Raw genomic sequence first — 16,569 nt, forward strand, 5'->3', positions numbered from 1 at the left:
AGTGGTGCGGACTCGTCAAATAAGCAGCTCGTTCAGAGCTTTCATGCGCTCGATTGCGTCCCGCATCATCGCGGTGTCCTCGGGATCGCGCGCCGTCAGTTCGTCGCCTTTTTCCTGGAACCACGAAGGCTCGTCGTTGACGTGAACATGCGCGGCTTGCGCGCTGAGCACGATGCCGCGCGTGGTGGCCGCCGTCGACGGCTTCATCAGCGTCATCTGCGACATATCCGAGGCAAGCAGGGCTTCGATAGCGGCGAGGAATTCGTCGCGCTCGATAAAGTCCAGCGACGTGGATATCGCGGCGCCCCGATTGTCGTTGCTGTCAGCGTTGTTGAAGCAATAGCTCAGGTTGATCACTTTGACGGCGCAGGACAGCTCACGCGCCAGGCGTTGGCCATATGCATCCTTGAACGCGCAGGCGGCAGCGTAGTTGCTCTGCCCTATCGTCTTCATATAGGAATTGATCGACGAGATGTGCAGCACGAAATCCAGCGGGGCATCGGCAAAGGTTTCCACCAGATGCACGCTCGCGTCGACCTTCGACTTGAGGACGCCGGCGAATTGCGCCTCGCTCATTTTGCCGACGCCGCCGGCGTCCAAGACCATCGCCGACTGAATCAATCCGCTCACGGAGCCGTAGCGCGCCTCGATCTCCGCCCTGGCGCGCTTCATCGCCGCGCCGTCGCACGCATCGGCCTGGATGTAGCAAGGTGCCGGACCCAGGAGCGCAATGCGCGCGATGGCGGCGTCGATCTCGGCATTGACGGCCCTGCGGCCCAGCCATATGACCTGCGCCTGATAGCGTTGCGCCAAGTATTCGCTGATCGCGAGGCCCAGTCCGCCAGCACCGCCGACGATTACGTACACGCCGCCTTGTCTGACGCGCGTTGGTTGCTGCGGCCAGCGATCGGCCGGCATCAGACGCTGCTGGAACCACTGACCGCAACGCAGCAGGTGCGTGTCACCATCGCCGTGCGAAGGCAGGTTCAGGATGGCGTCGACGGCCTGCTCGCTCATTGCGTCGACGTCCACGCTGCGCACGCGCCAGCGCGGACACTCCTTTGCCACTGTACCGATCAGTCCACCCACCGCCGAGTGGGTGGGATCGTTCCGCTCTTCACGATGGAATGCCTGGGCGCGATGCACAACAACGGTCATGCCCAAGGGGCGATTAACGTAACCACGTTTCAGCAGCCCCTTCACCAGCCGGAACAATTGCATCACGCCTGAGGTCTGGTCGGCAATGATCCGCTGCCCTGTGGGCAGCTCGATTCGGGCGTCCTCCGAAAGCCAGATCAGATGGTCAATCTCACCGGCGGACGACAACGCCTGCAAGACATCGTCATCATCGGCTTGCGCTAGGCCCACCACTTGCGCAGCCGGCAGCCGGCTGCACCACAGCTCGCGCGTGCGCGGTGCGCCGCCGATGATGACGATGCGTTGGGCGCTGTCGGGCCACGATTCACGCTCCACCGCCGGCAGTAAGTCCCACGTCGGCAGGTAGTACATGGCCGCCTGTTTTTCCGGCTGCTCCGCGCGCGCCGAAGTTTCACTCACCACGCCGGCGGCACGCGTCGAGATGCCTCGAATGGCCACGCTGACCGCGCCCCGCTCGTCGCACAGATCGACGTCGATCTTTCCTTTGGCATCCCCGCTGCCGAATCGCAGCCATGCCCACATCGCCGATGTGCAGGGACGATGCAACTGGATTTCCTGAATCGCGAACAGCAGGTTGACCTGGTTGACCACGCCATCGTTGGCGTACAGGTATTTCAGGCACTGCATCGCGCTGTCGATCAGTGTCGGATGAACGGCAAGGTTCAGCGGATCGCCCGCGAGGAGATGGGGTAGCGCGATGCGTGCCAACACCGAGCTGTTGCCGACGTGGATCTCGGCAACCCCTTGCATCGTTGAACCGTAATCGATGCCGAAGGCGCGGAAGTCGTCGTAGAAACGCTCGCGCGTCGACGTCCACGGCTTCATCGCCGCGCGCAAGCCTGGCAGGTCCAATTGCGGCGCCTCTGCCTGCGACACAGCGATATCCCCGCGGCAATGATTGACGGCGGCTTCGCGGCTATCGGACGGATAGCTGTCGATGGTGAACTGCAACGCGTTGCCGCGAACAAGCCGAATGCGGATCCGCGCCAGGTCTTCGTCAACACTGAAGGGTCGAAGCAGCGCGATATTGCGCAGGCTAACGGCGGCATCCGACGCACGGGTGCCCTCGGGTGTCTGGAGGAACGCGACGTGGGCCAGCGCCACATAGACCGCACCCGGCAAGACGGATTTGCCTGCGATCCGATGGTCGCGAAGGAAGTACTCTTTGCCGCTGAACGTCGTGCCGAACTCGAGCGTCGCGCCATCATCGGTGCCCCGCTCAAGCGCGAACGCGGCGCGCTCCTGCTGGTTCGCGGCAGGCGTGGGGCACACCCGCTGCTGCCGTGACGGGGTTGGCTCGGGCAGCCAGTGGGAACTGCGCTCGAATGGATAAGTCGGCAAAGGGAGTCTCCGGTAATGACCTTCTTCGAACAGGGCACCGAGATCGTTGCGCTTGCCCCCGACGAAGTCGCGTGCAACGGCGACATGGGACGGGTCGTGCTGGTCGTTCCAGAGCACTTCGCACGCCTCACCGGCCGCAATGCGTTCAAGGCCGTCGGCCAGCTCGGTGGCGTTGCTCGCGAACACCGCAACACGCCGGGGGAGATGCTTGCGCCCCACCAGCAGGGTATAGGCGACATCAGCTACATCCGAATCGGGATGACGCCGGCAATGTTCGGCAAGCTGATGCATTTGCTGACGGAGCTGCTCTGCGCTGCGCGCGGATAGGACGACGAGCCAGGGGCGCGCCGGCCGCGACACGGGGCTAGGGGAGAGGCCTTCCTCGATCACCAGGTGAGCGTTGGTGCCGCTCGCACCGAAAGAGCTGATCGCGGCGCGACGCCGCTCGCCCGGCGCCACGGCCCAGTCCTGCGCAGCCGTATTGATATAAAAGGGACTGCCTTCCAGCGCAATGTTCCGGTTGATCGCCGAGAAATGCAGCAGCGGCGGAATCTTCTGGTACTTCATCGCCAGCAGGATCTTGATGACGCCGAGCACGCCGGCCGCCATTTGCGCATGGCCGATATTGGCCTTGCTGCTGCCGAGCGCGCAGTAGTTGCGCTTGTCGGTGCGGCCGGAAAAAGCCCGCGAAAGCGCCTGGAATTCGATCGGATCGCCGAGCTTGGTGCCGGTGCCGTGCGTCTCGATCATCTGAATCCCGCCGCAGTCAATGCCAAATTCGTCGAAGACGCCCTCTATCAGACGCTGTTGCGAGTTCGCGCTGGGCGCGGTGATGCCGTTGGTGGCACCATCCTGATTGATGCCCGTGCCACGGATAACACCGTGCACGTGGTCGCCGTCAGCCAGCGCCGCGCTGAGCTTCTTCAGCACCAGCACCCCGACACCTTCCGACGGCGCGAATCCGTCAGCGCGATCATCGAAGGGGCGGCAGCGCCCGCTCGGCGAGAGCATGCCCGCTCGCGATCCGGAGATGTACAGCCGGGGAGAGCACTGCAAAAACACGCCGCCGGATAGCGCGACCTCGCTCTCGCCGCTCCACAGGGCCTGGCAGGCCAGGTGGATGGCGACCAGAGAACTGGAGCAGGCCGTATCGATCGCCAGCGCCGGGCCTTGTAGGTTCAGGTAATAGGAAATCCGCGAGGCCACCACCGAACTCATGTTTCCCCACATCGCCTGGGCCGGATAGTCCGCATTGCCAGTCAGGTCGAGATAATCACCCGCCGCGCAGCCGACGTAGACGCCGCAGCGGCGGCCGCCCAAAGCGTCACCTGCATAGCCGGCGTTCTCCAACGCCCTCCAGCATTCCTCGAGAAAGAGTCGTTGCTGCGGCTCCATATACGTCGCCTCAAGACCGGAAATATTGAAGAAAAGCGAGTCGAACTGGTCGATACCGTCCAGGAATCCGCCGTCGGTGCAGGTGCCCCGATAGCCATCGAGGTTCCAGCGCTCGGCTTTCGTCATCAGATCGTCGCCGCGCTCTAGATGTCGCCAGAAGGTTTCCACGTCGTCGCTCTGCGGAAACCGTCCGCTAAAACCCACGATCGCGATTGGCTCCTTGCGCCCGATCGCGGCGAGTGCGCACGGCGGTGCCGGCTCGACGGCTGCCGATGCACATGGCCGTGCTGGCTCGACGCGGCGTTCGCGACCACTATCCAGTGCGCCCCTCGGAGCGGGGTGCCAGGTTTCGTCGATGTACGCGGCAAGGCTTGCCACGGTGGGATAGTCGAAGATGCGCGTGACGTCCAGATCGATACCCAATACGTCGTTGAGTTCCTTGACCAACGCGACGCCTCGCAACGAATCCAGGCCGTAGTCAGCAAACGACACATTTCGCTCGACGTCGCCTGCCTGCATCTTCAACGTGTTGGCGAACGCCTGCACCAGCACGCGTTCGACGTCGGTTTCGGTATTGGTCGACCCGGTGGATGCCCGCTCGACGAGCGCGGGCGCCGTGCGAGGTTCGTCCCGCACGACCGCCCTGACCGCGTCGGCGCCGTCACGGTCGCCGTACTCTATCCAGTAGCGCTGTGCGGCAAAGCAGTACGTTGGCAAGCTGATGCGACGCGGACGATGCCCGCCGTAGCAGACGTTCCAATCGATCTCGGAGCCAGCCGCCCAAAGCGGTGCGATCTTGTGCAACTCTCCGGCCCGGACCCAGTTGTCGACCAGCCCCTTCAACTCGTCGGTGTTGTCAAATAACGCCGCGATTCCCGCACCACTCTCGCTTGCGCCCATGACGCAACCTTGCGGTAACGCAGAGCCGGTAAGCGCGGCGCGCAGCGCCTGTTCGAGCGCGTCGAAATTCGACACAACGAAGGCGGCTCTGAACGCCATCGGACGTCGACCGGTCTGCAAGGTGCATGCGAGCGCCGTCAGCGTGCCGCCTAACGCCTTGTAATCGGGCAGAAAATTCAGCAGCGCTCGTATCGCGTCGGCACGACTCTCCGCATTCTGTGCCGACAACGGAACTAGACAAGACTGGTCCGCCCGCGACTCCTGTTCACGCGGCGCCAAGTACTGTTCCAGAATCGCGTGCGCATTGGTGCCACCGATGCCAAACGAGCTCAATGCCGCACGATACGGGGCATCCTTGCCCGGCTTGATCGTCGTGTTGCGGTCTACGACGTAAAAAGGCGAGGCCTTGAGCTCCAGGTCGGCGTGCGGCTGCTGGTAGTTCAGCGAGGCTGGAATCTGGCCGTGCTCGAGACACAGAGCCAGCTTGATCAGGCCAGCCAAACCCGCTGCCGCATCGAGATGGCCGATATTGGTCTTCACTGATCCGATGCCGCAGAATCCGCGGCGCCCGGTGTAGCCACGCCACGCTTCGGTTAGCGCTGCGATTTCGATGGAATCGCCGATGCGCGTACCGGTGCCGTGCGCCTCGACGTAACCAATGGTGTCGGGATGAACGCCGGTCTTTTCCAGTGCCTTGCGGATGACCTGTGCCTGACCATTTACGCTAGGGGCGTAGAAGCCGACCTTGTCCGAACCATCGTTGTTCACGCTCATGCCGCGCAGCAGCGCGTAAATGTGATCCCCATCCTTGATGGCGTCGCTGGCGCGTTTCAGCATGACGACCGCAGCGCCTTCGCCGCCGACCATGCCATCGGCCGCAGCGTCGAACGCTTTGCAGCGCCCATCGCTGGAAAAGTGCAGGCCGGGCTGATGCACATAGCCCAGATTTGTGGCGGGAAAGACCGTCGCGGCGCCAACCAGCGCGTATCTGGTTTCCTTGCTCAGCAGGCTTTGGCAGGCCAGGTGTACGCTTGTCAAGGACGACGAGCAGTTCGTATTGATGTAGAGGCTGGGACCGACCAGGCCCAGCTTGTTCGAGATCATCGTGGGAATGCTGCCTCCCTGCGCCAGCACCCAGGCGATGTACTCATCCGGATCGCCCATTACACGCAACTCCGCCGTGTTGGAGACTAGGCCCGGCAACAATGCCTGATAGAAGTTGTTGCTGGCGGACATGAACACGCTGGTGTCGCCGACCTCACGCACGTCGTAGCCGGCATCTTCGATGGCTTTCCACGCATGTTGCAACAGCATGCGCGCTTGAGGATCCATGAACTGGGCGTCACGCGGCGAAATGTTGAAGAAGGTCGCGTCGAATGCGTCCTTGTCGTCGACGCCGATGGACTGCGGCACGTAGCCTTGACGATTGATCAAGGTATCGGCAAGGCCGTGCCGATGGAGTTCGTGCTCCGGGACAAAGCGCCGATTGTCGTTGCCCTGCAGCAGGTTTTGCCAGAATTCCCGTGGCTCACCCGCGCCCGGCAACTGGCAGGACATGCCAATGATGGCGATGGCGCTGTCATAGTAGTCGGGCCAGTCGGCCTCCTTGGGTCGTACCGCCGCTCTCGGCATGGCAGGTGTCGTCATGGGAGATTCCTTCGGAGCCGCCGGGGCCACCACGCCCTGCAGATAGGCGCTGAATGCGGCAATAGAGGAATGCTTGAACAGGCTGGTGACGCGCAGATCGCAAGCGAAGCTGCGGTTGATCTGTTCGATCACGGAGATGGCAGAAAAGGAATCGCCGCCGATCTCAAAGAACCCCTGATGCAAGCCCAGACCGGTTTGCTTCAATACGCTTTCGAAGATCTGTCGAACCGAGTCTTCCACTTGGCCACGCGGCGTCGACGCGTGGGCCACCAGCGGCAGGCCTTCCAAAGCCGCGGTTTGCTGGCGATCCACTTTGCCGTTCGGGGTTTGCGGAAAAGTGTCGACATCGATGAAGCGGGCCGGGTGCATATAGCTGGGCAGCGCGGCGGATAGATGGTCGCGCAATGCGTCGACGTTGATCGCGCACGTCGCCGCTGACCGGACATAAGCGACCAACTGCGCCTCCGCTCCGACACCTTTTACCACCACGACGGCGCCGTTGATGCCGGGGTAAGCGCACAACACGCGCTCGACCTCCCCCAGTTCGATGCGATGACCCCGAACCTTGACCTGATTGTCTATGCGGCCGACGAGATCGATCGTTCCGTCCGGATTCCAACGCGCCTGATCGCCGGTCCTGTAGAGAATGTCGCCGTCGCGGAAGGGGCTTGGCAAGAAACGCTCGGCCGTCAGCTCGGGTTTCCGATAATACCCTTGCGCCACGCCAGCGCCGGCGATATACAACTCGCCGGCGACGCCAACCGGCAGCGGTTGCAGATGCCGGTCGAGAATATAGACGCGGGTATTCGCGAGTGGCTTGCCGATGGAAATTGGCCGATCAGCAGTGATGCGCTGCAACGTCGACCAGATCGTGGTCTCCGTCGGACCATAGCAATTCCAAAGCACGGAGCCAGTCGCCATGAATTGCTGTCGCAATGGCTCGGACAACGCTTCGCCGCCGCACACGATTTGCGTCCTTTCCGAGTTTGTCCAGCCGACCCGGAACAGCATGGCCCAGGTCGTCGGCGTGGCCTGCATAAAGGTTGGTCGGATGCTTGCGACCGCATCGCGTAAAGCCATGGCGTCTCTCGCTGTCTGCGCGTCGCCTATGATGCAATGCCCGCCCGCAATCAAGGGCAGAAACAGTTCGAGCGCGGCAATGTCGAAGCCGAAGGTAGTCACCGCAAACCATGTGTCCGAAGCGGCAAAACCCAATCGGTCTTTCATGCACATCATGAGGTTGGTCACCGAGCGCTGACGGATCGCAACACCTTTGGGTTTGCCGGTGCTCCCCGAGGTGTAGAGGATGTAGGCAAGCGCGTCGCCATTGACGGCCGGATCGTCATGGTCCGTCACGGCCCGCGGCAATTCCGTGTCGAGCTCGACGAGCCCGACACTGGCGGTTGCGAACGACTCCACCTTGGCCCGCAATGATGAGTGCGTGACGATCACATGGCATTCGGCGTCCGCCGCGATGTAGGCGAGCCGTTCGGCCGGGTAGTCGGGATCCAATGGCACATACGCCGCACCCAGCTTCATGATCGCGAGCAACGCCGCCACCAAGTCGATGGAACGATCGACGCTGATGCCAACGCGATTTCCCGAGGCGATGCCGGCCTCGCGCATGCGAGCTGCGAGTTGGCCAATGCGCCGGTCGAGTTCGCCATAAGTCATGATCTGGTCGCGGTGACTGATGGCGGGCGCTTCCGGCGTGGCGCTCGCCTGAGCCTGGAACAGCGTGTAACAGGTGTCGCCTTCGGCAAAAGGCTCGTCTGTCCGGTTAACTGCGTCGTGCACCACCTTCTTTTCCGCCTCGCTCACCATCGACAACCCGTTCAGCGCTCGCGTGGGATGCTGTAGCGCCTCGGACAGCAATTGGCAGAAGTGGTCCGCCAACCGCTCGACAGCGGCGCCGGAAAACAACGCGGGGTCGTATTTGAAATTGAGCTGCAATGCGTCGGATGGACAAACGTCCAATACGAGACCATATTCGCCAGTTTGTATCGGCTCACCGACCATCTCGATGGCCAACGCGTCGTCGAGTTGGCGGACCAGCGCAGCATGAGCGTCAGTTACGAAGAAGTTCTGGTAGTTGTAGCTGATGTCAAACAACGGTGCGTGCGTACGGTCGATTGCGGCTCCCGCGTCCTTGACCATCCGGGCAAACGGATAACCGCGGTGATCCAGCGCTTCGAGCACCTGCTGGTGCAGGCGGGCACCATAAGCGGCAAAGCCGTCGTCGTCCCGGATGACGGAACGGATCGGCAGCATGTTGACGAAATGGCCAATCACCGGGTCGAAGCGCTCCTGCGGCCGGTTGCTGACCGGCATGCCGATTAACAGGTCGTCCTGTCCCGTGTACCGATAAAGCAGCACTTTGAAGACGGCGAGATACAACAGCCCTTCGCTCCATTGATGCGTTTGCGCGAAGGCGCGGGCGCCGTGTGCGAGCGCGCCCGGAACAACCCTGCGGCAGACTCCGCCTTCATGCCGATCTTCGGTTTCAGTCAGACTGCGCAGCGGAAGTCCGGCGATCGGTTTGCTGTCTGCCAGAACCTTCCGCCAGAACGCCCGGTCTTGCTCGACTCTCGATTCGCTCAGCGTCTGTCGCTCCCATTCGACAAATTCGCGGTACGTCGCGTGCGGCGCCGCACTGTCGGCCGCGTCGCCGCGCAAGCAGGATTGGTAGGCGTCAAACAGATCTTGCAGAAACAGGCTCGTGGAACTGCCGTCCAGCACTAGATGATGCGCAACGATCAGCAAGTAAGCGCCGCTACCGGCTTGCTTCGGTGCGTAGACGGACAGCGTGATGAGCGGATCCGTTGTCAAATCGAATGGCAGCTTCGCCCGTTTCCACAGCATGCCGACCAGGTCGTCGTGGGAAATCCCGGAAGTATCGATCGTTTCGATACGATAAGCGCCGAGATCCCGATAGCGCACGTAAGGCGCGCCTTGCTCTTCGTAGATGGCTGCCCGCAGCATCGCATGCCGCCCGAGCGTATGGTGATACGCTTCCTGCAGTGCCTCCAGCGAGACCCCGTTCCGACAAAAGAGCGCGGTCGGTACGTTGTAGGCGCATGCTCCCGGCTCGATCTTGTGCAAGGCCCACAATCCCTTCTGTCCTTCGGACAGCGGTTGCGGTGTATCGTCGGGGCTGGGTGCGCTCGACGTGCTCCGCGGGTCTCGCGCAGCGTCGGCCACGTAGACGGACAACGCCTGACAGGTTCCGTATTCGTAGAGCATGCTCGGCACGAAACGCACACCGAATACTTCCTCGACCTTGCGGGCTAGACGGATGGCGTTCAGCGAATCGAGTCCGAGAAGCGTGAACGGATCCGTATCGGCAAGGCGTACGCAACGCTCGCCAAGGACCGGGGTCAGGACTCGCTCACGAACGCTGCGCAGCCAGGAATCGGCATCGACGGAAACATTGCGGGCTTTTTGCACACCGTGCGCCTGGTAGCGCCAGGCGACCGGTAGCGATCCGTCAAGCAATCGCGTCCGGCATACGACGCGACGTATTTTCCGGCTGCCGGTGACGGGAAGGCTTCCCGCCGGTATCAGGACGACGTCGTGCACTTCCAGTCGGTGCGCGGCGGATACGGCGCTGATGATGCGTTCCGCGATTTCCTGGTAACGCTCCGTCGGTTCGGCATCCAGTTCCTGGACGACGATGACTTTGGGAGACTGTTCATCCTCGACAGCAAAGACTGCCGTGGGCAGGTGGCAGGCGGCGATCTGCTGCCGGATGCTGGCCTCGATATCGACCGGATGGTGATTCTTTCCGTTGACAATGATGACGTCTTTCTCGCGTCCGACCAGATACAGTTCGTCGCCGTACAGAAATCCGAGATCGCCGCTGCGCAGAAAGCCGCTTTCGCCGTTGGACGAGACTGTGCCGTTGAACGTGCGCGCGCTGGCCTGCGGATCGTCGAGATAGCCTTGGGTCACGCACGGAGACTTGATCCAGACTTCGCCAACCTCGCTCACGCCGCATGGCTCGAGCGTGTCCGGATTCACGATCAGAATGCGCGTAGGCGGTCTGACCTTGCCGCTGCTCACGAAGATCCGCGCCGGCGCATCGCCGTCGCTTCGCCGCACCTGTTTCATTTCAAGTGCGGCGCTGTCCAGTTTCAACGATCCGATTGGTTCGCCGATCTGTTTGAGGGTGATCGGTCCAGCCTCGGACAAGCCATAGTTCGGTGAGAGAACGTCGGCTTTCAAGCCGAGCCTGGCAAACCGCTCGACGAAGGCTTCGTAGGCCGCCAACTGGATAATGTCGCCGCCGCAGATCAGCGCGTTCAACGACGCCAGCGACAATCCGACGAGGTCTTCGTCACGGATCGTTTCGCAGCAAAGCCGGAAGGCGAAATTCGGCGCCCCCGTGTGGGTGGCCTGGTGACGATCGATCAAGCGGAGCCAGCTTGCCGGGTCATCGACGAAACGTTCGGGGGAGTAGACGACGCTCAGCGCGCCGCGGACCAGCGGCGCCATCAGCCCGCAGCAAATACCGAACGCATGAAATTGCGGCAGCCACGTCACCACCCTGCTTTCATTCGACATACCCCACAGCGGCGAGGTGGCGCTGTGAAACATAGTGCGGTGGCTGTACGTGACGCCCTTGGGTAGCGACGTCGATCCCGAGGTATAGAGCACCAACGCCAGTTCGTCTTCGCCGCACGGGCGGTGCGTGATCGGCGGGGCGTCCTCGATCTCGTCCGCATTGATGATGGTCAGTGCCGCAAGCGCTTCAACATCGACCAGCGCCGACGCGAATTCGCCGTCGGTCAATACATGGCGCACCCCGCTGCTGGCAGCAATCGCCTCGACCTCGCGGCGCTTGCGCTCGATTTGCGCGCAGTCGGTCACGGGCATCGGGATCGCGATCACGTTCGCGTACCAGCAGGCGAGCAGTCCAATGCCGAAACTCGTCTTTTGCGGCAGGAGCACGAGCACTTTCGCTTGTGGCTCCAGCCGGCCGATCAAAGCGCTCCCGAGTCGGCGCGCGCGTTGGGCAATCTGCTGCCCCGTGACCTGCTCGGATGCGTCGCCGTGGAGATAGATCTGCAGGAGCTTGTCGGCGTCGGTGTCGCATCGATCAAGCACGGCCCCGAGCAAAGGCGCGCGGGTTGAAGCGTCGGCGTTTGCCGATTGCCCCGGGGGCGATTCAAACGGAATCTGCTGGATGAGCCTCGACAGCACGCCGGTTTGCCCGATTTCCTCGAACACCGTCGCGCCCTTTTCACGCAGGTGGCGAATGCTGTCCACCCACCGGACCGGATGACTGATCTGGTCGGTCAGACAGCGCGGGATGTCCTCATGCCGATAGGGCTCCGCCGTGACGTTCGAAATCACCGGCACGCGTGGCTGTGCGAATTCGAATCCCTTCAGGAACTGACGAAATGGATCAAGCACGAACGCCATGTGCGGCGAATGGAATGCTCCGCTCGTTTTCAGCACAGTAAACATGACTAGGCCGGGCTGCTTCTCGAAGGCGGACCGCATTTTCTGAATACTGCTCACGGGCCCGGCGAGTACGAATTGCGTCGGCGTGTTGTAGTTGGCGATGCTCACGTCGGTCGCCGCGTGTTTTGCCAATGTCTCGAGGATGGTGTCTTCGCTCAGGCCAACCACGGCGGCCATGCCGCCGCCCTTGGCGGTACCCATCAGTTTGCCGCGCATCATCACCAGGCGCAGGCCGGTCGCGAAATCGAAGACGCCCGCCGCGCACAAGGCGTTGTATTCGCCGAGACTGAAACCGGCGAGGAAATCCGGCTTGGGAGCGCCTTCCCGTCGCAGTTTTTCGTAATGCAGCGCGTTGACCGTGTAGAGGGCGGGCTGGGTGTATTCGGTCGAATCAAGTGGTCGTACGGGATCGCCTAGGCAAAGCTTCCGGATCGAATATCCGAGGACGTGATCGGCTTGCTCAGTCAACTTGGGAAATTCGTCGAACAGCTCCTTGCCCATCCCCTTCCGTTGTACGCCTTGCCCTGCAAACACATAAACGCGCATTGATTTGATCCCGAATTGAATGTCTCTCGCACGAGCCGCGAGACTGCTCGCCAGAAGCAACGTTGTTTGTCAGCTGGTCAGAATTCAAACGCGACTTCCCTTTCCTCCACGCCCATTTCCGCCAGAAGGCGGCGGAATCCGGTGTAGTCACGCACGATTCGACTGGACGGGTTGCCCGCGATGCAGGCGAGCAGGATATCGTCGGCATCCGGAACGCCCAGGAAGGTGAGAATCGAACGCCAGGAATTGAAGTCGATCTTCACGAACGCTTCGAGACCGCGAGCAAGGCTTTGCAGAAAGAGGCTGCGTTCCTCTGAGCTCAAACGGGCGACGATCTGCGGCGTCAGGTCGGCAAAAATCTTGCGATGCGAGTACTCGTCCTTGCGATGCAAGGCGGTCGTCTCGCGGTTGAACGGCTGGATAGTCGTGTCGTCGGCGAGCAGATCGAGATAGGCATTGATCGTGACCTCGGCGACGACCGCATAGGCCAGCTGGATCAGCTCGCCGGGCCGCCAGCCTGATGCGCGCGCCATGTCGGCTTCAAGCTCCTTCACCACGGTACCGACAGGTATGACCAGCCCCTGCAACCCATGCATTTGCCGGGTGAGAAGACAGGCCTCCATGCACATTAGGATGTGGAATTGCTCGTCGACCTGCGTTTGAGCGATCACGCGCTTGGTGGCGCCTGAATTCACTCCGTCGAACGCGCCACGCAGCAGCAACTGACAAGCCGGCGCCACGATGAAGGTCTCTACGCCGATCGTTTTCTCGTTATAGGTGATCCAGGCGCCCGCCAATATGCGTCTCTGAATGGCTTCATCCAGCGCGGCATAGGCGGGAACGTGCCGGAACGGCACCAGATCAGGCGGGTAGTCCGGCAACGATATGTCATAGTAGTTCGACGCCTCGAAGCTCGACGTCCTCACCGCGACCCGGTTCGCCCAGGAATTCGCAAGCAGTGTGCTCGTTCTCTCTGAGATCGAGGTGCCGTGGATGTCATCTCGGGTATGGGTGAACATGGTTTGCGCTCACGCGTTTTCGACTGCGAAGCGACCGACTCGGTCTCGTGCATGCAGGCGTATGCCAAGAAAGTTCGCCAGCATGTAATGGCCGTATTCGGTTAGTATGGATTCGGGGTGAAACTGCACGCCGTAGATGGGTAAGCTGGCGTGGGCGACGCCCATGATCTCGTCCATCGTCCCGTCGTCGGTTTGAGTCCAGGCTGTCACGTTCAGGCAGTTCGGCAGCGACTCCCTTTCCACGATCAGGGAGTGGTAACGTGCCGCCGCGAATTCCTCCGGGATGCCGACAAACAGATCGCGGCCATCGTGATGGACGCGGCTGACCTTGCCGTGCATCACGCGCTTGGCATGTCTGACGCGCCCACCGAAGACCTCGCCGATAATTTCATGTCCGAGGCAGACGCCCAACAGCGGGATGCGACGCTCGGCGGCCAAACGAAGTAGTTCCTTCGACATGCCCGAATCGTCCGGAGTGCCCGGGCCTGGCGACAGCAAGATATGGCGCGGATGCAGGTCGAGCACGTCCGATGCGGACATCTCGTCATTGAGGATGACCTTCACCTTCACGTCCAGTTCGTGCAGGTAGTGCACGATGTTGTAGGTAAAGGAGTCGTAGTTGTCGATCAGGCAGAGCATGGTTCGTCAATCCTGCTGGCGGCCAGTTCGACCTTGACTACGCCTCGAACGGCATTGGTGAGGAAAATCTCGTCGGCTCCTCGCAGATCGTCGAGATACAGCCGTTTTTCCACCGCGCGGATGGTCGGCGATTCCAGCAGATTTTGCCGTTGGATTCCGGGAAGCAATCCGCACTCGAGTGGTGGCGTATACCAACAGTCGCCCTTGCGGATAAACAGGTTGTTAAAGCTACCTTCGGTCAGCTCGTTGCGCTCGTTGACGAAGACGACGTCGTAAAAGCCAAGACGCTTGTAGTCTTCGTACGTCGCTTGATAGTGCGTCCGACGGGTCAGCTTGTGTCTCAGTGCCCAATTGGCGGACAAGACGGGATCGGGCGCAATCGCGATGCGACGATCGACGTCGGAGGGTTCGATGGGATGGCACTCGATGACGTGGCTGCCAGCGCGGTCCAGCGCGACCCGCACCTTGTGCGGACTCGACAACGTGGTGCCCGTGGCAAGCAGATCCCGTTCGAGGCGTTCCGCGTCTAGCGCGAACCCGAGCTCGGCGGCACTGCGCCGCAGACGTTGCAGATGCTTGTCGAGATGGGGATAGCCGGCGTCGAACCGCAATGATTCAATCAAGCCGAAGTCGGCAAAGCCCTGGGTGAAGAATTGTCCCTTGAGTCGACACTCCTCATATTCGGCTTCCGGATCTGAGTCGTGTACGACTCCGCTGCCCACGCCCATTTCACCGGCCCCGTCCGGCCACAGCACCAGGGTCCGAATCGGCACGTTGAGACAGATCGATTGATCCGGACCAAAGTAGCCGATGGCACCGGTATAGATGCCGCGTGGCTCCACCTCGAGATCGTTGATGATTTCCATGGTGCGAACCTTGGGGGCGCCGGTTATCGATCCGCACGGAAAAATCTGTTGCAGCAGCTTCGACAAGAGAAGATCGACGTCGACCTGGCCCGATACGGTCGAGATCATCTGGTGCAAGGTTTCAAAGGTTTGAACCTCGAACAGACCCGATGTCCGAACTGAGCCAGGCTTACTGATACGGGACAGGTCGTTGCGGAGCAGATCGACGATCATGACGTTTTCGGCGCGTGATTTTTCGTCCTTAGTAAGGAAATCGAAATTTTCACGATCCTGCTCCGGCGTGTCGCCGCGTTTGGTGGTCCCTTTCATGGGTTTTGCATGGATGCTTTCGCCGCGCTTATTGATAAACAGCTCTGGCGATCGCGACAATACTTTCACTTCGGGAAAGTCTAGATAGGCGCCGTATTCGACGCGCTGTCGCCGCCTAAGCTCGGCATACAAGGCCAATGGAGGGCCACCATAGTCGAATTTGTACTTCAGGGTAAAATTAACCTGATACGTGTCGCCGTCGTGAATGTGCTGTTTGACCTTCTTGAGACTCTCCACATAGCTGGCCCGGTCCATGGTTAGCGTGCAGTTCTTTATCAGGGTGTCGCTGTTTTGGCGGATTTCTTCTAACGCCTGTTCGACGTCGATATCGCGAACATCACTTCGATGGCGAAATATTCCGAGATTGAATAGCGGAACCTCTCTTTTTTCGGGCAGCCTGCCCTTCAGGCGGCGTTGCAATGCATATCCCAATTCATATGAAAAATATCCTGCTACATGATAGCCGTCCCGGATATAACTTTCGATTGCGAAAATTCGCTCTTCCACATCTTCTTGTTTATCCGCTCTGACGAACGCTATCGGCCCCCAGAACAAGTAATCCGTATGCGCACCTCCCGCTTTGTTGTTATCCAGAAGAGCGAAACTACCTTTGGCAACGACTTCCTTGAGGGTTTTCACGTCCACAGCACTTCATCTCCATTCAGTGCGCGCACTGCCGCACAATATCTCGTAAGGCGTTGTGGCACCCGTCGTAATTTATTGTTAATAAAACGACTGTTCCTGCGTAATATATACAGTGGATCCGTAACGATCTGTCGCATTCTTCGCGGCATCTTGATTTTCAAGTATGACGATATCATGTCGGCGCTTGCAAACTTACCCCGTGGCTATGAACTCAACCGCGCGCGTCCACCACGATTCGCCAAAGCCTATCTCACTGACTTCGCTCACCGTGCCGCCCGACAGCTTTCGCGAGCAAAATTGTTATGCAGCTATACCTAATGGCGAAAATAAGGGTACTATGAACATTAGCTGGAAAAAACCTGTTAGATCTGACGGGCGTGCGTATGGTGAATTTATGCTATGGGGTTTTTGTTTCCTCGAAAAGGTTTTTGCCGTACAAGGGTTGGGGAACCGGGTGAATGTGGAGGCGAAGCGGCTTCGTGATGGCTTCTGGGCACCTCGAAAAACCTAGCTGTTGGCGCCGATGCCGATTTGAGCCACATGCCGATCTGCGACTGCGCCATGGCAAACGAGTTGCGCCCGGCGTCAGGCTTGGAATTCGGCGCATTCCAATCGGCTCACCCCAAAACCCGGCGCAT

Annotated in this window: 4 protein-coding genes; all 4 read right to left on the reverse strand. The window is 60.7% G+C overall.

The features are described 5' to 3' along the window. Positions 1-15 precede the first annotated feature (15 nt). Positions 16-12,408 (reverse strand): non-ribosomal peptide synthetase/type I polyketide synthase, encoded by a 12,393-nt coding sequence (locus BVH73_RS01705; protein WP_245800380.1) that lies wholly within the window; start codon positions 12,406-12,408, stop codon positions 16-18. Between the two features lie 122 nt (positions 12,409-12,530). Further along, entirely contained in the window at positions 12,531-13,472 is a 942-nt protein-coding gene (locus BVH73_RS01710; protein WP_079415560.1) for a diiron oxygenase, read from the reverse strand. Between the two features lie 9 nt (positions 13,473-13,481). Then, entirely contained in the window at positions 13,482-14,111 is a 630-nt protein-coding gene (locus BVH73_RS01715; RefSeq protein WP_079415562.1) for an anthranilate synthase component II, read from the reverse strand. Further along, positions 14,099-15,925: an aminodeoxychorismate synthase component I gene (pabB, locus tag BVH73_RS01720; RefSeq protein WP_169836733.1), complete on the reverse strand. Its 1,827-nt coding sequence runs from the start codon at positions 15,923-15,925 to the stop codon at positions 14,099-14,101. The genes BVH73_RS01715 and pabB overlap by 13 nt, the downstream gene beginning before the upstream one ends. Between the last annotated feature and the right edge of the window lie 644 nt (positions 15,926-16,569).

The sequence above is a fragment of the Thiomonas intermedia genome (assembly GCF_002028405.1).
GTDB lineage: Bacteria > Pseudomonadota > Gammaproteobacteria > Burkholderiales > Burkholderiaceae_C > Thiomonas > Thiomonas intermedia.